The 17,254-nt window shown below is 64.2% G+C and carries 13 protein-coding genes; 4 read left to right on the forward strand and 9 right to left on the reverse strand.

From position 1 onward, the window contains the following. The first annotated feature begins 381 nt into the window (after positions 1-381). From SB764_RS28655 to SB764_RS28665, 3 genes are all read left to right on the forward strand, one after another. Positions 382-636: a PAAR domain-containing protein gene (locus tag SB764_RS28655; protein WP_183038993.1), complete on the forward strand. Its 255-nt coding sequence runs from the start codon at positions 382-384 to the stop codon at positions 634-636. Positions 637-698: 62 nt separating this feature from the next. Then, positions 699-3,488 (forward strand): contractile injection system protein, VgrG/Pvc8 family, encoded by a 2,790-nt coding sequence (locus SB764_RS28660; RefSeq protein WP_410865816.1) that lies wholly within the window; start codon positions 699-701, stop codon positions 3,486-3,488. Beyond that, on the forward strand, positions 3,481-4,359 hold the full coding sequence (locus SB764_RS28665; protein WP_156773894.1) for a hypothetical protein: 879 nt from the start codon (positions 3,481-3,483) through the stop codon (positions 4,357-4,359). Before SB764_RS28660 ends, SB764_RS28665 begins: the two co-directional genes overlap by 8 nt. A gap of 201 nt (positions 4,360-4,560) precedes the next feature. On the opposite strand, the gene SB764_RS28670 is transcribed toward SB764_RS28665, so the two are convergent. The 4 genes from SB764_RS28670 to SB764_RS28685 all read right to left on the reverse strand — a co-directional run bounded on the left by SB764_RS28670 (position 4,561) and on the right by SB764_RS28685 (position 11,113). After that, positions 4,561-4,983: a hypothetical protein gene (locus SB764_RS28670; protein ID WP_110329167.1), complete on the reverse strand. Its 423-nt coding sequence runs from the start codon at positions 4,981-4,983 to the stop codon at positions 4,561-4,563. A gap of 258 nt (positions 4,984-5,241) precedes the next feature. Next, complete coding sequence (locus tag SB764_RS28675) at positions 5,242-6,801, reverse strand: efflux transporter outer membrane subunit (protein ID WP_410865817.1); 1,560 nt, start codon at positions 6,799-6,801, stop codon at positions 5,242-5,244. Beyond that, a complete protein-coding gene (locus SB764_RS28680) occupies positions 6,798-9,956 on the reverse strand; it encodes an efflux RND transporter permease subunit (protein WP_410865818.1) in 3,159 nt (1,052 codons plus the stop codon). The genes SB764_RS28675 and SB764_RS28680 overlap by 4 nt, the downstream gene beginning before the upstream one ends. Continuing rightward, positions 9,953-11,113, reverse strand: coding sequence for an efflux RND transporter periplasmic adaptor subunit (locus tag SB764_RS28685; protein WP_410865819.1), 1,161 nt, complete (start codon positions 11,111-11,113; stop codon positions 9,953-9,955). Before SB764_RS28685 ends, SB764_RS28680 begins: the two co-directional genes overlap by 4 nt. 336 nt (positions 11,114-11,449) lie before the next feature. Here SB764_RS28685 and SB764_RS28690 point away from each other — a divergent pair, with 336 nt between their 5' ends. Further along, a complete protein-coding gene (locus SB764_RS28690) occupies positions 11,450-12,082 on the forward strand; it encodes a TetR/AcrR family transcriptional regulator (RefSeq protein ID WP_065064693.1) in 633 nt (210 codons plus the stop codon). Positions 12,083-12,101: 19 nt separating this feature from the next. Here the strand turns inward: SB764_RS28690 and SB764_RS28695 are convergent, their stop codons facing one another. From SB764_RS28695 to SB764_RS28715, 5 genes are all read right to left on the reverse strand, one after another. After that, complete coding sequence (locus SB764_RS28695) at positions 12,102-12,332, reverse strand: DUF2795 domain-containing protein (RefSeq protein ID WP_065064695.1); 231 nt, start codon at positions 12,330-12,332, stop codon at positions 12,102-12,104. Positions 12,333-12,538: 206 nt separating this feature from the next. After that, positions 12,539-12,805 carry a hypothetical protein gene (locus SB764_RS28700; RefSeq protein WP_065064697.1) on the reverse strand — a complete coding sequence of 89 codons (267 nt, stop codon included), beginning with the start codon at positions 12,803-12,805 and terminating at the stop codon, positions 12,539-12,541. 366 nt (positions 12,806-13,171) lie between these two features. Further along, complete coding sequence (locus SB764_RS28705) at positions 13,172-14,929, reverse strand: ClcB-like voltage-gated chloride channel protein (protein WP_410865820.1); 1,758 nt, start codon at positions 14,927-14,929, stop codon at positions 13,172-13,174. Positions 14,930-15,131: 202 nt separating this feature from the next. After that, complete coding sequence (locus tag SB764_RS28710) at positions 15,132-15,866, reverse strand: glutathione S-transferase family protein (protein WP_110329154.1); 735 nt, start codon at positions 15,864-15,866, stop codon at positions 15,132-15,134. A gap of 200 nt (positions 15,867-16,066) precedes the next feature. Further along, positions 16,067-17,158: a YeiH family protein gene (locus tag SB764_RS28715; RefSeq protein ID WP_074984095.1), complete on the reverse strand. Its 1,092-nt coding sequence runs from the start codon at positions 17,156-17,158 to the stop codon at positions 16,067-16,069. Positions 17,159-17,254: the final 96 nt, after the last annotated feature.

Here is a 17,254-nt window from a genome sequence, read left to right on the forward strand (position 1 = left end):
CACGTCGGCAACGACGTGCCGTGTTTTGTTTTGCGCGGACAATTCTCTTTGGCAACAAGGGTTTGGGTGGGTTGCCCAGGGCTTGTCCACAGGGACTTCAACAAAAACTGGGGATAAGTCTTCCGCGATTGCGCTGAACTACCGTTGCGCCGGCAGTGTTGATCGATCCGTTCTCTTGCGGCGCGAAGTGCCAGCAAGTCGGCTTGTTCGCTCGTGTCGCAGAAAGAATTTGGATAGCGAACGATCCCGGGATCCTGGCCCAGATCAAAACGCCCCCAAACCAGGCACCGCGCATTCGCTATTCGGACTGCTCTCATATCGCCTCTGTTATCCCCCATGCGCCAATGCGTGTTTAGTGGATTTCACGGAAAGCAACGGCAGATGAGAGACGACATAACGGGGCGCGAAGTCGCCCGCCTGGGCGACGCCACGGATCATGGCGGCGAGGTCATCGAAGCCGCGCCGAATCTGCAACACCACGGCGTGCCGGTGATGCTCGAAGGGCATCGGGTGCGCTGTCCGAAGTGCGGCGGCGACTATCCGGGGAAGGCATCGGGCTCGCGCACGCATAACGGCGTGAAGGTGATGTTCATCGGCGACACAACCGCGTGCGGTGCCACGCTCATCGGGGCGTGAGGCATTCCATGCAAAACCACAGCGATTCCAGCCGGGAACGCTATCGTGCCCCCGGGAGGCCGATGGAGATCGACGGCGCGGCCATTCCGCGATTCACACCGCTCACACCGCGCGAGGACTGGTACTGGCGTCTGAATCCGACCGTGCCGCAGAAGGAAGTGACGCATTCCCTGCTGGTCCCCATCAGCCTGAAGGGTACGGAGTCAGTCGGCGGCCTTTTTCACTACACCGTGCGCGCAAAAACCGATCTGCGCGCGCCGTGGACGCTCGACACCGCGCTTGATCTCGACGCCATCGTCGGCACCGAGATTACTGTGTCCATCGACATTCCCGGGCGCGGCACGTTCATCCCCGGCATGCCTGGCAATACGGGACAGGGCAACATCGGTTTCCACGTGCGCGAAATTACCGGGCGTGTGAGCACGGCGCGCTTCATCGAGCGTAACGATCGCACGATGGTCTACGAATTCGTGCTGGAGCCGACGCTGAAGCAGGCGTCGATGGGGCAGAACTATCGCGTTTTCCAGAACAAAACAGTGATCGATGCGATCCGCGAACTGCTGGCGGACTACCCGGTATCGATTGACTGGCGTGTCGCGGGGCCGATCCACGGTGGACACTATCCCGTGCGCGACCTGCAACGACAGTATTTCGAATCTGACTTCACGTGCTTCATGCGCTGGTGCGAACGCGCGGGTCTGTTCTTCTGGTTTGAGCACTCGAAAGGTTTTCACCGCCTCGTTATCGCGGACACGATGGGCGCGTTCCAGCAGCACGGCGAGGCCTACAGGACGCTGCGCTACGCGCCGGGTGAGAACCGCGTGGACGAGGAGTGCATCGAGTGGCTGACGGCGGCGCGCGACATCCACGAAAACGCGGCGCAACTCGCGCAGCAGCGCGGCGCACAGGAGCCGGGGCGCGATCAGAGCGACGCCGTGACAGCGATCAAGACCGCGAACGATGAGCTGCGCGGCAGCGCGAATCCGCGCGCGGGCGCGGATGATTTCCCTGAATTCGAGCGGCCTCACCTGCTGCTCGCGAGCGCGGCGGGCATCCAGGCGGCGGCGACCGACGACCTGCACCTGTCGAGCGGGCGGCATCTGGCGGCAAGCGCCACGGGTCACGTGTCGCTTGCGGCGGGCAAGTCGTTGCTGGTGTCGGTGCTGAAGAAGATTGCCTTCTATGCACAGGAGACCATCCGGCTGATATCGACCGGGCCGGTCCATGCCGAGTCGCGCAACGGCACGATGACGCTGATGTCGCAGGATGACATGACGGTAACGAGCACCCAGGGGCGTGTCGACATCAATGCGCCGAAAGGGATCAATCTCCGCTGCAACAACACGCTTGTCAGCCTGCGACCGGATGGGTTCTACGTCTACACCAACGGACAGCATCTGATTCACGCGGCAGGACATGCGACAGCGGACCCGCAAGGTCAACCGGTGCAGTTTCCGGTGACGCCGGACAGCCCTGGCAAGTTCGCAGCGCATCACGTGCTGGTGGAGAACCAGGGGGGCTTCGCGATCTCAAACCAGCCGTACCGCATGACGCTCGATGATGGGCGGGTCATCAGCGGTGTGACAAATGAGCTGGGGGAAATGGAGCTGGTCACAAGCAATGCGACGATGTTCGGCATGATCGAGCTGATGTCGCAGAGCGAGCCGGATCACGTCGTCGGGCTGGTCAGTACGACGGTCTACCAGGATGCGAGCCTGCCACCACCGAACGCGGTGGCGCCGGCGCAGACCATGCAGGTTGGCAACAAGACCGTTTCCACTCCACAGACGGGGGCGACATCGCAGGCCAGGGAGCCAGCGTTCCTGTCGTGCGATCCAATGAATTTCGGCCTGCGGACGTACCGCTTTATTGGCAGCGCCAAGGCGGATATTTCAATTGGGCTGTCGCGGAAAGACGTTGAATACCCGGTCGCGAAAGCCTATACGGCAGCAGTCAAGAAAACGCTGACGGCCATAGACTGGAAGGGGGGGAGATCCGCGTCCAGCACATTGCTCGCAGAGCAAATCACAATTGCGGTTAAGGACGCGCTCACCGCCGCCCTTCAGTCTGGGGCTTTTGGAATGCCAAAATCCGCGATGCCCGACCTTGAAATTCTTACGCGCGAGTCCGCGAAAGTATCGGGGTTTAACCTCAGGGGTACTGAAGCGGCGGTATTTAACGCCACAGCGTGGACGATGCATATCACTGAAGCAACAATTTCCATTTTGTTGAATCAATTTGACATGATTGATGCCGCTAAAACGGATGCAAAAAAGGCGAGCGCGCGGGGGAGCTTCGACGCACGACTTAGAGGATTAGCAACAACGATCTACCATGAAGCACGTCACTGTCAGCAAAGGTTCTGGATGATGTCACTTTACGGAACATATCCGGACGACTACAGGCAGTTTCCTGGTATTGCAGCAATGTTCAAAACGACTACGCAGGAAGATATCCTGACGCTGGCTGAAAAGCAGCAATTTCCGAGAAACGATCTCGTCAAGATTGGCGTACATCGCATGCTCATCTTTCAATACTGGTGGTTCATTGTTGTTAACCGGGAAGCTGGAATCGGGTATGAACCATGGAAACCGGCATTTGCGGATGCTGACAAGGTGCAGGCCGAAGTCGCAAAAATGCGTGGCGTTACGCTGGAGCAGGCTTTGGCGATGGGGCAACGCGACGAGCCTGGATACTACACCCATTACCACGAGGAGGATGCATTTGCGACCGAAATTGCAGTTATGCAGTATTGGGATAATCCTGACCATGCTGACCTGGTCAATCCCGGCACTTGCACAAGGCACTATCGACATGCCCTTGAAGAAATCGGAGTCTTCGGCAATGGCTGATCAGGTAACAGATACGCAAAGGGTGGCGATAGTGAACGCATTGCGGGAGGCCATGCTGGTTCTGCGAGACGACAAGCCTTTGGACGTTAACAATCCCGCATTTGGGAAAATCCATCAGTCAACAAAATCGGTATTTTCCGATTTTGGGGAAGTATATTCTTTCCATAACAATGAAATGCCAGAAGCCTCCATCAAGCTAAGGACGGTTGATGATCCGCTTGACTATACTGACGATCGCTCTATGTTGAAAATAGTGCCATCCGAATTCCGACTGACTTTCTATGTAGCGGTTCGCGGAATATCCATATCCGTTCTGAAGCAGGAACTCGATTTGGCCGATTATTGGGTAAGCAGCGATGGATCTCGGTCCAAAGACAACGATATGGGACCGCCCTTGGCTGAAACGCCCGGACAGCATAGATATCGTTTCCGTGCGAATGCGCATTCGGATAGTCGCTTTCCAGTCGATGTTGAACTTACCTATTTCGAACCGGGAAGTGATGCACCAGTTGGTACGCAGCCGTCACTGTGGTTAGTGAGAATTGCCCGCGCCTATCCGTTGCTAACACCAGAAATGCGCAAACAGAAGCGCGAGGAAGAACGACTCAAGAAGCGCAATGACTACGGCTACATGAACCTCTGCACAGGGGGCGTCTGCCCGGAAAGCGGCTATTGGGAGGGCTGGACGAAGGAGTCCGGACCCACCGATATCCTGCGCATCGAGAAGGGGCAGAAGTTCGACGTGGTACGCACCGTACCGCTGACCACAGACCGTTCGTCCTGCCCGATGGTCCCCGGGCAATGGATGTGGCTGTGCTCGCTGGAGGAAGCACGCGGCTTCCAGTGGAAGGGCTTCACGTTTAACGGGTAATCGACCGGCACTCCGACCAGGCAGGGGTGCAATGTCAATCATTAGGATGCCGAGCAATGATAGGGGCGAGTGGCCACGCAGACAGTCTGGAGCTATCCACAGTTTTTGTTAGCATCCCTGTGGGTAACCTCTGAAGATCAAATCTAACCCGCTGATCCGCATGGCGCTTTCGCGCGCGTGCCGCGCAAGGCAGATTGCGCCTCAAAACACGCTGTCGTATCGCAGACCGAAGGTTTGGCTATGCGATGTACGCGAGAACATCAACCCCCAGTGCGTGAGCCACGCGCCTGTGAGCGCGCCGAGCGCGTCCGCGAACAGGTCCTTGTACGAGAATCCGTCGCTGCGGCAGGTGCCGTCGAACGCCTCTTTCAGCAAGCCCGGCACCGTGCCGATCAATGTGCCGTAGATCACCGGATGTCCGGTATCGCGCGCGAGCCAGCCACCGATTGCACCGAATGGCGCGGACAAGCCGAAGTGTTCGAGCTTGTCCGTGCCGGTCCAGCTATCGTGGTTCTGGAAGCGAAAGCCGCCACGCGAGCCGGCGCAATCGATGCCTGCGTACGCCGCGTGACTGACGGCGATGAGCAGCGCGAGCGAGATCGTGTATCGGAAGAAGGCAGTCATGGTCGTCATGCTCGAGGTTGTGGTCCGCGGACGCGACCATGCACGCGATGCGACGATGCACAGCCCACGCCCTTAAACGCTCCGATCAGTCATTATTTTCATCAGCATCACTAATGAATTATTTTGCGATGAGCTGATGTGACGGGGAGTGTAGCAGCCACATCCCAAAAAGAGTCCTGCGATTTTTCTGACAGAAAAACGTGAAAAGCGCCTGTTTCAGGCGCTTTTCAACGAATCATGCGAAACGCCGGGTGCGTATCAGTTGCTCACCGCGGAGGCCGATGCAGCGGCATCGGCGGCCGCTTTCGGAGAAGAAACGGGATTGTCCGACGGCGGGGTACCCATCGCCTGAAACAGCGCCGCCGTGTCGGACAGACGCGCGCCGCGATAACGAATCTCGTCGAGACGCGCATTGCGCCATTGCTGCTCGCTTTGGCGCACGGCGTAGTAGGGCAGCGCGCCGAGCTTGTAGCGCGCGTTGGTGTCGTCGTAGACGCCTTGGGCGGCCTGCGCCGAGGTGCCCGCTGCATCGAGCGCCTGCGCGTCGTGCTCCAGCGAGGCGAGCCGGTCGGCCACGTCCTGGAACGCCGCCAGCACGGTCTGCCGGTACGACGCGCTGGCCGCATCATAGGTCTGCAGCGCCGCGCGCCGCTGCGCGACCAGCGCGCCGCCGTGAAAGATCGGTTGCGTGAGCGAGGCGCCGATCGCCCACAGCGCGCCTACGCCCGACGTGACCACCGGCCAGCTGAAGCCCGCCTGCCCGAGGCCCGCCGAGAGCGTGATGCTCGGGAACATCTGCGCCGTCGCCGCGCCCACGTCGGCGGAAGCGGCGATCAGCGCCGCGCTCGCGGCCTCGATGTCGGGACGCGTTTTCAGCAGTTCCGACGGCACCACCACCGGCACCTGCTGCGGCAGATGCAGGCTCGCGAGATCGAGATCGGGCGGCGCATTGTCGGGCGTGCGGCCGAGCAGCACGGCGAGCGCGTGGCGCATCGCCGTCCATTGCTGACGCAGTCCCGGCAGGTTGGCCGCCAGCGACGCCGCGCTCTGCTGCGCATTCAGCAAATCGGTGTGCGACACGGCGCCGAGCGCGTAGCGTTTCTGCATTTCGTCGGCTTGCGCGTTGGCGAGCGCGATCAACTGCACGGTCGTGTCGATCTGCGCATGCAGCGTGGCCGCGCCCAGCGCACTCGCGACGATGTTGGCGGCCAGCGCGCGTCGCGCCGACTCGAACTGGAACACCTGCATGTTCACGCGCGAGGCGAGCGCCGCGTTGTTCAGTCGCGTCGCGCCGAACAGGTCGAACGAGTACCGCACTTCGACGAGCCCCGCGAACACGTCGTACTGGAGCTTGTCGATGCCGAGTTGCGGTATGCCGGGCGCGCGCTGGCGCTGCGCGGTGCCGAGTGCATCGACGGTCGGCAGCATCGAACTGCCGATCTGACCGCGCAACTGTTCCTTCGCGGCTTGCAGGCTGTGATCGGCCGCGGTGAGATTCGGGCTGTTCGCGAGGCCTTCCTCGACGAGCGCATCGAGCTGCGGCGAGTCGTAGAGCGTCCACCACTGCGGCACCGGCTGCGCGCCCACATCGAACTGCTGCGCGACGCCTTGCGCGGCGACCGTCTGCGCCGCTTGCGGCTCGGCGCCGTAATGCGCGGGCTGCGGCATTGCGGGCGGCTTGCCGTCCGGCCCCCACGAACAGGCGCTCGCGAGCAGCGCCGCCAGGGCCGCCGCGCTCAGGCGCAGGCGCGAGGCAGCGGCCGTGCGCCGGGCCGCGCGTACGGCCTCGCCCATCTTCGTCGGCGTGGAAATGGTCATGATGCTTTCCCCGCGTTCGCTTGAGGCTGGTCGGTTTCGCTGCTGCGCACGCGGAACGCGGTCGCGTACAACGCGGGCAGGAAGAACAGCGTGAGCACCGTGGCGCTCGTGATGCCGCCCATCAGCGCGGTGGCCATCGGCCCGAAGAAGTTAGAGCGCACGAGCGGAATGAGCGCGAGCACGGCGGCCGCCGCCGTCAGCATGATCGGGCGGAAACGCCGCACGGTCGCGCCCACGATGGCGTCGAAGCGCGGATGCCCCGCGCGGATATCCATCTCGATCTGATCCACGAGAATCACCGAGTTGCGCATGATGATGCCGAACATGGCGATCACGCCGAGCATCGCGACAAAGCCGAACGGCTCGTTGAACAGCAGCAGCGCGACGGCCACGCCGATCAGCCCGAGCGGCGCCGTCAGCACGACCATCATCACGCGCGACAGACTTTGCAACTGGATCATCAGCAGCGTGAGCACGGCGATCACGAGTATCGGCAACTGCGCGTAGATCGACGTCTGGCCTTTCATGCTTTCCTCGACCGAGCCGCCCACTTCGATCCGATAACCCGTCGGCAGCGTGGCCTGGATCGACTTGAGCGTTTTCTGCAACGCATGGGTGACGTCGATCCCTTGCGCGCCCTGGCGCACATCGGACTGCACGGTGATGGTGGGCTGCCGGTCGCGCGACCAGATCACGCCGTATTCGAGCGTGTTCTCGAGATGCCCGAGCGCGCCGAGCGGCACCGGGCCGTTCGGCGTGGGCATGGCGAGCGAGAGCATGTGCGCGGGATCGACGCGCTCGTTGGGCGGCGAGCGCAGATCGACGCTGATGAGCTTGTCGCGCTCGCGATACTGCGTGACGGTGTAGCCGGAGTAGGTCATCTGCAGGAAGTTGGCGACATCCTGCGAACTCACATTGAGCGCGCGCGCCTTCTGCTGATCGATCTCGAAGTGCAGCGAGCGTTCGGCCGGCTCGTCCCAGTCGAAGCTGACGTTTTCGGTGCGCTTGTCGGCGCGCATGGCCGCGGCCACGCGATCGGCGATGCCGCGCACGGTCGCGATGTCGTCGCCGCTCACGCGGAACTGCACCGGATAGCCGACGGGCGGTCCGTTCTCCAGCCGCGAAAGACGCGTGCGCACCGCCGGAAAATCGTTGCGCAGTTTGGTTTCGAGCCATTCTGCCAGCTTCTCGCGATCCTTCACCGACTTCGCCGTGATGACGAACTGCGCGAAATTCGGCTGCTGCAATTGCTGGTCGAGCGGCAGATAGAAACGCGGCGCGCCGGTGCCGACGAAGTCGATCGAATGATCGATTTCCGGACGGCCCTTGAGCGCTTCTTCGAGTCGCTTCGCCTGGCGCAGCGTCGCGTCGAACGATGCGCCTTCGGGCAGCCGCACGTCGACGAGCAGTTCGGGGCGATCGGAACTCGGGAAAAACTGCTGCGGGATCAGCGTGAAGCCCGCGAGCGCGACCACGAACAGCACCAGCGTGAGCCCGAGCACGACGAAGTTGCGCTCGATGCACCAGCCGATCCAGCCGCGCAGCCGATGGTAGAAACGCGTGTCGTAGATGTCGTCTTCGTGATGTTCGTCGTGCGGCGCGTTGGCGTCACGCTTGCGCTCGGGCAGCAGGCGGTAGCCGAGCAGCGGAATCAGCACCACGGCCGCGAACCACGACGCGATCAGCGCAATCGCCGACACCTGGAAAATCGAGCGCGTGTATTCGCCCGTGCTCGACTTCGCCAGCACAATCGGCAAAAAGCCCGAGACGGTCACGAGCGTGCCGGTGAGCATCGGGAACGCCGTGCTCGTGTACGCGAAAGCGGCGGCGCGCGTGCGGTTCCAGCCCTGCGCGAGCTTCACGGCCATCATTTCGACGGAGATGATCGCGTCGTCGACGAGCAGGCCGAGCGCGAGCACCAGCGTGCCGAGCGAGACCTTGTGCAGGCCGATGTCGAACAGAAACATCACGAGCGCGGTGACGGCCAGCACGATCGGAATCGTGATGACGACCACCATGCCCGTGCGCACGCCCAGCGAGACGAGGCTCACGACCAGCACGATGCCGACGGCTTCGGCCACGGCTTCGACGAAGTCGTCGACGGAATGCGAGACCGCGTCGGGCATGCTCGACACTTCGGTAAGCTTGAGGCCCGCGGGCAGTTCGGCGCGCAAGGTGTTGATACGGGCGTCAAGCGCTTTGCCGAGCCGGATCACGTCGCCGCCCGGCTGCATTGTGATGCCGATGCCGAGCACGGCCTTGCCGTCGTAGCGCATCTGCGTGGCGAGCGGATCGTCGTAGCCGCGCCGGATCGTGGCGATGTCGCCGAGCCGGAAGTTGTGGCCGTTCACGGTGATGAGCGTGTCGGCGAGCGTCTTGAGGTCGGTGAACTGGCCGCTCGGGCGCACGAACACACGGTCGTCGGCGGTGGTGAGCGTGCCCGAGGCCGCGACGCTGTTCTGCGCGCCGATCACCTGGCCGATCTGCGTGGGCGAAATGCCGAGGCGCGTGAGCTGCGCGTTCGGAATTTCGATATAGATGCGCTGGTTCGGGTCGCCGAAATAATCGACCTTGCCCACGTCCTTCACGCGCAGCAGTTCCTCGCGCAGCTTGTCGGCGTAGTCGTGCAGTTGCGCGGGCGAGAAGCCGTCGCCTTCGAGCGTGTAGATGTTGGTGTAGACGTCGCCGAATTCGTCGTTGAAAAACGGGCCTTGCACGCCTTGCGGCAGCATCGGCGCGATGTCGCCGACCTTCTTGCGCACCTGATACCACGTTTCGCGCACCTCGCTGACGGGCGCGGAGTCCTTCATCGTGAAGAACACCAGCGACTCGCCCGGACGCGAATAGCTGCGCAGGAAGTCGATATACGGCGTTTCCTGGAGCTTGCGGCCGATGCGGCTCGTGACTTCGTCCTCGACCTGGCGCGCGGTCGCGCCGGGCCAGAAGGTCTGGATCACCATCACGCGGAACGTGAAGGGCGGATCCTCGGACTGCGAAAGACGCGTGTACGAGAGCGCGCCGAAGATCGTCGCGAGCGCGATCACGAAGATCACCAGCGCCTGATGGCGCAGCGCCCAGGCGGAGAGATTAAAGCGGCCTTCCTGATGATCCGCGCCTGGCTCGCGGTCGTGTTCCTGCTCGGGTACCTCGCTCATGACGCGAAGTCCTCGGGATGCAGCGGCGCAATCGGGCGCACTTTTTCGCCGACGGTGACCGTGTGCACGCCTTGCACGACGACGCGCTCGCCGTCCTTGAGGCCGTTCGTCACGGTGATGGTGCGCGCGTCGTAGCGCGAGACGCTCACGCGGCGCAGTTGCAGCACGTTGTCCGCGCCTTGCACGATCCAGAGCGCGGGCGCGTTGCCGTCGTGGAAGAGGGCGGTGGCCGGGACCGTGTATGCGTCCTGGGGCACGTTGTTCGCGTTGTTTGCCGCCAGCGCGACGTTCGCGGTCATGCCGAGACGCACATCGGCGTCGGGATGTTCGAGCGTGAGCTTCACGCGCCACGTGCGGCTTTGCGGATCGGCGGCGGCCGCGAGTTCGCGCACTTTCGCGGCATAGCGGCGGCCCGGCAGCGCGGGCAGCGTGACCTGAGCCGTATCGCCCGTGCGCAGGCCCGCGATGGCGTTTTCCGGCAGATCGCTCACCACGTCGATCTCGCCGGTCCAGGCCAGTTGATAGACGGCTTGCCCCGCCTGCACGTTCTGGCCGGTGTCGGCGTTTTCGGCGGTGATCACGCCCGCGTGGTCGGCAACCAGCTGCGTATAGCGGCGCTGATCCTGCGCGAGCGCGAGCTGCTGTTTGGCCTGGTCGCGCTGCGCGAGCGCCGACGCATACGCGTCCTGGGTCTGCTCGAACTGCGCGCGGGCGATGAGGTTGGCTTGCGACTGGGCGGTGTCGCGATCGAGCTGCTGCTTGGCGAACACGTAGCGATGCGCCGCGGCGTCGTACTGCGCCTGCGCGCTCGCGGCGTTCTTGTCGTAATCGCCCGGATCGAGACGCGCGAGCACCTGGCCGGGCTTCACGCTGTCGCCCAGCCGCACGTTGCGCTCGATGATCTTGCCGTTCACGCGGAACGACAGCGGCGTGGCGTTGCGCGACTGCACGGTACCCGGATAGCTGGCGCTCGCGCCGTGCGCGTCCGGATGCACGGTCATCGACACGACGGGGCGCGGACCGGGCGCGGCGGCCTCGTGCTTGCCGCAAGCCGCGAGGCCCGCGAGCGCGCAGCACGCGGCGACGCCCGCAAGGCGGCGCACGGCCCGGCGCAGAGTGGAAGGGGATTCGACGAAAACGGGGCACTGCCCGCGCATCCTGCTCGATGCGCCACGACCGCAACGATTCACTTGGACCTCGACACGCCTGGAACGCGCGCCGGGCCGGATCGAATGCACCGGACACGCCGCGCCGCCGCTGAGTCTGTCCGCGCGTGGCGCGGGACGCGCCTCGATGTCTCCTCCGCTGCGCGTCAACCGATCTCAGATGATGGTTTGCATTCTAATACAACGTTGTATCTGAATACACGATTGAATCCGAAGAATGATTCAGTGCTAGACTTCGGCGATCGCCTTTCCATCCGGGACGCATCGTTCCGGCGACGTTTTCCATCGAGGTCCCCACCTCGTTTCTCGCATCGTTATCGACACGCCATGGCACGCCAGACCACCGGGCGCAAGCGCCTTACCCGCGAAGAAAGCCGCGACCAGACGCGCGAGCGCCTGCTCGACGCCGCGCAGGCCATGTTCATGAAGAAGGGTTTCGTGGGCGCGAGCGTGGAAGACATCGCGGTCGCGGCCGGCTACACCCGCGGCGCGTTCTACTCGAACTTCGGCAGCAAGGCGGAATTGCTCGTGGTGTTGCTGCGGCGCGATCACGAAGCGATGGAAGGCGAGCTGCGTTCGATCTTCGAAACGCCCGCCTCGCGCGAGGAAATGGAAGCGCGCGTGCTGACTTTCTACAGCCGCTTGCCGCAGGACAACAAGATGTTTCTGCTGTGGGTGGAAGCCAAGCTGCTCGCGGCGCGCGACGCGCGTTTCCGGGCGCGCTTCAACGCCTTCATGAAGGAAAAGCGCGAGCGGCTCGGCGCGTATATCGCGGAGTTTTCGGCGCGCGTCGGCACGCCGGTGACGATCGCGCCGGACCTCATGGCGCTCGGGCTGATGGGCCTGTGCGACGGCGTGCAGTTTCTCGCCACGGCCGATCCGCAGCATGTAACGCCGCCGGTGGTGGAGGAAGTGCTGGGCCGCTTCTTCGCGCGCGTGGTCTTCGGTCGCGACGCCTGACGCGTGCGCGCGGCGTGCCTCAAATGCCGAGGCCAGGGCCGTAGTTGCTGCCGATGAGCGCCGTGACCGCGGCCACGTCGCGGTAATCCTGCTCGGGCATGCCGTCGAGAATCGCCAGCACCTCGTTGCTGGCGCCCGCCGCGCGTGCGGCGTCCACGAGATCGTCCTTGTTGGCGGGCCAGCGCACTTCGCGCAGGACGTCGGTGAACTGGAGGTCGATCGGTTCTTCGGGGAGGCGGGAGGCGGACATGCGTTGAATCCTTGCTGAACGGGCTGAAGTGTCGGAAATCGGTTCAATGGCGGTTTCTGGATACGGCCCGGCCATCCAGCCGGAGCCGATCAGATATGCGTTTCGGTCCACGGGCGTCGCGGGTCAAGCATACACAATCCACGTCGAAACCCGCCGCAGGGTGCGCGGCCGCCCGCCGCCCGTTTCAGCCCACGCGGGCGCGCGGCTCAGGTCTGCAGATGCACGTCGGGCGTGAGCGCGTGATCGAGACGGTGCGATTTGGGCAGGGTCAGATATTCCCAGCGCTGCGTGCTCGTGGCGGCGGGCACGTCGGGCGCGGGTGGCGCGACGGGCACGTCGGCCATCGGAGAGCGTGTGGACGGCTCCATCGCGTGTGCGCTGGCGCGGTCGATCTGGGCATCATGCGTGTGCACCGGCGCGGCAAAACACGACGCGGACAGCAACACAGTGGTCAACAGCGTCGAGGTTTTCATCGCTCGACCTCCTTTCCTCATGCGGCCCGAAGGCCACAGCAAGTGCCGTACCGCGACAGTGCGCCCCTGCGTCCGTGCGATGCGGCGACCGCGTGCCGAAGGCGCGCCGACGATGGCAAACATCACGGCAACCCCAGCAGCGAAGCGGCTCAGCGCGGCGCGTGCGAACGGCGGGCGAGGCGGCCTGTGCGACGAGGGGCCGGCTGGAGAAACCGGCTGTGACCGCCGGCCCGCGCACACGCGCGAGCGTCCTGCTCATAATGGCAGCAAAAGCCTGCGCGCGTCGCGAACGCGCGTGCTTTTTTCATCGATCGGTCTGCAAAACGCGAGAGGCGAGGCGCTACAGGCGAACTCCGCCACGCGGCCTCAGCGCTCGGCGTTCAGCCGCTGATACGCATCGAGCAGCGATGTCTTATAGACCACGCCCGCGAGTTTGGGCTGTTGCGCGCTTTCGATCACCGGCAGACGCTCGCCCTGAAACGACATGAAATGCTGCAACGCAACAGCGAGCGGCATGTCGGGTGTCAGCACGTCGAACGAAGCCTTGAGGTAGTCGCAGGCATGCTTGTTCGAGGTATCGCGCTTTTGCAGCAGGTCGTTCGTGATGTCGGCGAGCGCGACTGCGCCGAGGAAGCGGTCGTCGTCGTCGGTCACGTAAAGATACTTGACCGGATATTCGAGGAACACGCGCGTCATTTCCTGCACCGTCGCCCCGGCGCGCACGACCGTGTCGGCGGGGCGCACGAGTTCGCGCATCTGCGTGGCGCGCAGGCGCAGACGCTCGGCTTCCTCGCGATTGCGATGCAGCGTGATTTCGTACATCGACTTCTTGCCGGTCGCGCGCGCGACGAAGTACGCGACCACGCAGGACAGCATCAGCGGCAGCACGACCTGATAGCTGAGCGTCATTTCGAAGATCATCAGGATCGCCATCAACGGCGCCTGGGTCGCGCCCGCGAGGAACGCGCCCATGCCGACCATCGCATACGCATACGGCGCCGACGTGCCATGCGGCCACAGCGCATGCATGCCCTGGCCGAACAGGCAGCCCACCACCGCGCCCATGAACAGCGTCGGGGTGAACACGCCGCCGACCGCGCCCGAGCCGACTGTCGCCGCCGTCGCCATCAGCTTGAAGACGAGCACCGCCGCGAGCGCGGTCCACGTCCACGGCGAATGCAGGATCGAATTCACCACGCTGTAGCCGTTGCCCCAGACTTCGGGCGTCCACACCGAAATCACGCCGCAGACGAGGCCGCCGAGTGCGAGTTTCGCGGGCAGCGGAATCGCCAGCTTGCCGAAGCCCGCCTTGGCGACGTCGAGCAGCGAGAGAAAACGCGGCGCGAGCACGCCGCACAGCAGCCCGAGCGCGACGAACAGCAGCACCTCGATGCCCGTCACGGGCGGAAACACCGGCATCTCGTACGGCGGCTTGTAGCCCGCGAACTCGCGCATGGTGATGTTGGCGACCACGGAAGAAACCACGATCGGCCCGAAGCTTTCCATCACGATCGAGCCGAGCACGATTTCGGTGACGAAGAACGCGCCCGCGATCGGCGCGTTGTACGCCGAGGTGATACCGGCCGCCGCGCCGCACGCCACCAGCAGACGCAGCCGCTGCGGATCGAAGTGCACCCAGCGGCCGATCAGCGAGGCGGCCAGCGCGGCGAGTTGCACCATCGGGCCTTCGCGGCCGATCGAGCCGCCGCTCGCGATGGTGAACAGCGACGAAACGCTGCGCCAGATGCTTTTGCCGACCGGCATCACGCCGTCGCCGATCGCCACGGCTTCCACGTAGTCGGTGTGGATCGGCTTGCTGCCGCCGCCCGCGGCGTCGCCCGCCGAACTGCGTTTGGCGACGAGCAGCAGACAGCCCGCGATAAAGCCGCCCGCCGCGGGCAGCCAGATGCGCGTGTGCCACGGCAGACGGCGCGCCATCTCGACGAAGCTGCCTTCGCTGCCCGTGAACAGAATCTGCAGATGCGCGATGCCTTCGCGAAACAGCACGGTCGCAAAAGCACCGGCCACGCCGACGATGACCGACCAGATCAGCATCGTGTGGGCGTCGGAGAGGCGAAAGAGATCGCGGGCGCGGGTGCGCAGTTTCAGCAGGAATGACAGCACGGCAGGCAGACGGATTGAACAGGTGAACAGGATCGCACGCGCGCGGGGCGGCGTGCGTGCGAAAGCGTCGATAAAGCGAGGATAACGTCGCGGCGGCGCGCGGGCGTCGCGAACGCCGGGGCCGCACAGCGCGCGGCATGCGCTGCGTCAGCCCGATAGCAGGCGGGCGGGCGCGGGAAGCGCCGGCAGCGCCGCCTGGCGTTCAGCGCACGGCGTGGTCGAGTTCCGGGTAGTGCCGGAAAATGCCGGTCTCGTTGAACGGCAAACGCCGCTCCGAAGCCAGATACGCGGCGATGTGCGGGCGCGCCGCCACCGCGTCGTGCAGCGCGACCACGTGCGGATAGTGATCGGCGAAATGTTTCGTGGCCTTCGGAAACGCGTAGCGCAGCCCTTCGACGATCTGGAACATCGAAAGATCGACGTAACTGAGCGCGTTGCCGACCATGTGGCGCGGCCCGTCCGGATTCTGCGCCAGCACGCGCTCGAAATAGCCCATGAATTTCGGAATGCGATGCGCGATGAAATCCTTCGAGCGCGCCTTCGCCTCGTCTTTCTGGTCCTCGTAATAGAGGCCGCTCGCGATCGGATGATGCGTGTCGTGTGCTTCGGTCACCAGATCGGCGATCGTCAATTGCAAGCCGTTCGCAATGATCCGCAGACCCTCGTCGCGCGGCGCGAGCTTGAGCTTCGGCCCAAGGTAGAACAGGATGTTGGCCACGTGCGGCACGATCAGCTCGCCGTCCTTCAGAAACGGCGGCGCGTAGGGCGGATACGGGTCGTCGCTGTCCAGTTCGGCCATCATCGCGCCGATGCCCTGGCCATCGTCCTTCGAGCCGCGCGCCACGTCGATATACGGCGCCTTCGCTTCTTCCAGCGCGAGCCGCACGAATTCGCCCCGGCCTTGCAGGCCGTCCCAGTAATACAGTTCGTATGCCATCGGTCGTCCCCCTGGTCGAGCCGCCGCCTGAACGTCGGGCGGCAGTGGACAGTATGGCTCGCAACCGGCGCGCCTGGATTGCGCGTGCCCCCGGCGCACAAACGCCAAAAGCCCCGCGGCGGGCGGGGCTGACGGCGCTGTTGGCGCTGACGGGAAGGGCGGCGCGGGCGGCTCCCGCTCGGCCGCGGATCATGCGCGGGTCATCCGAACAGACGCTCCACGCCCCAGGTGATCGCGAGGCCGCCGAGCGTCAGCCACACGTAGAGGATGAACCCCGTCGTCAGCGCACGCGGACCGGCCTGGCGGATCTGCGAGACGCGCGTTTCGATGCCGAGCGCGGTCATGGCCATCGTGAGCGCGAAGGTGTCGAGCGTGTTCAGCGTCGAGGTGGCCGCTTCGGGCAGTACGTGCAGCGAATTCACCACCACCAGCGCGAGGAAGCCGAGCGCGAACCAGGGCACCGCGAGCTTGCGGGCGCCGTGGTGCGCTTCGTGCTGCGCACCGTGCGTCTTGCTGGCGACGGCCTGGCGCGCCGAGCGGTTCAGCCACACGCCGAGCACGAGCAGCACCGGCACGAGCAGCATGACGCGCGTCATCTTGACGATGGTGGCGATATGCGTGGCCTCGGGGCTCACGTTGCTCGCCGCGCCCACGACCTGCGCGACTTCGTGGATCGTGCCGCCGAAGAACAGGCCCGCGCCGACCGTGTCGAGATGAAGCCAGCCCGCGCGGTACAGCAGCGGATAGAGGAACATCGAGAGCGTGCCGAACAGCACCACGCTGCCCACGGCCATCGCGCTCTTGTGCGGCTTCGATTGCAGCGTCGACTCGAAGGCGAGCACGGCGGCCGCGCCGCAGATCGCGCTGCCTGCCGCCGTCAGAATGGCGGTGTCGCGATCGAGCTTCATGACTTTCATGCCGACCCACGTGCCGATCACGAGCGTGCTCACGACGATGGCGACCGACTCGACGAGCCCCGGCACGCCCACCTGCGCGATTTCCTGCAGGCTCACGCGCAACCCGAAGAAGGCGACGGCGATGCGCAGCAGCTTGCGCGCCGAGAAGTTGACGCCGGCGGCCCAGCTTTCGGGCATGCCGTCGCGCAAGGCGTTGCCGTAGACGGCGCCCGCGACGATGCCGACGATCAGCGGGCTCAGGCCCAGATTGGCGATGGCGGGCAGCGCGGCGACGCGCGTGACGGCGGCCGCGAACAGGGCGACGAACAACACGCCGTTCAGTTGGCCGCGTGTAGACGACGGGGAATGCGCAAGCGTGGTCGATGGGGTGGACATGACGGTTATCCAATTAAGTATCGAGCGAATGCGCTAATCCTAATTTAGATATAACGATATGAATAATCGTCATTTACGAAGTAAAATATAGGTCAA

Origin of the sequence: Paraburkholderia sp. SIMBA_027 (assembly GCF_046535315.1) — a bacterium.
Lineage (GTDB): Bacteria > Pseudomonadota > Gammaproteobacteria > Burkholderiales > Burkholderiaceae > Paraburkholderia > Paraburkholderia tropica.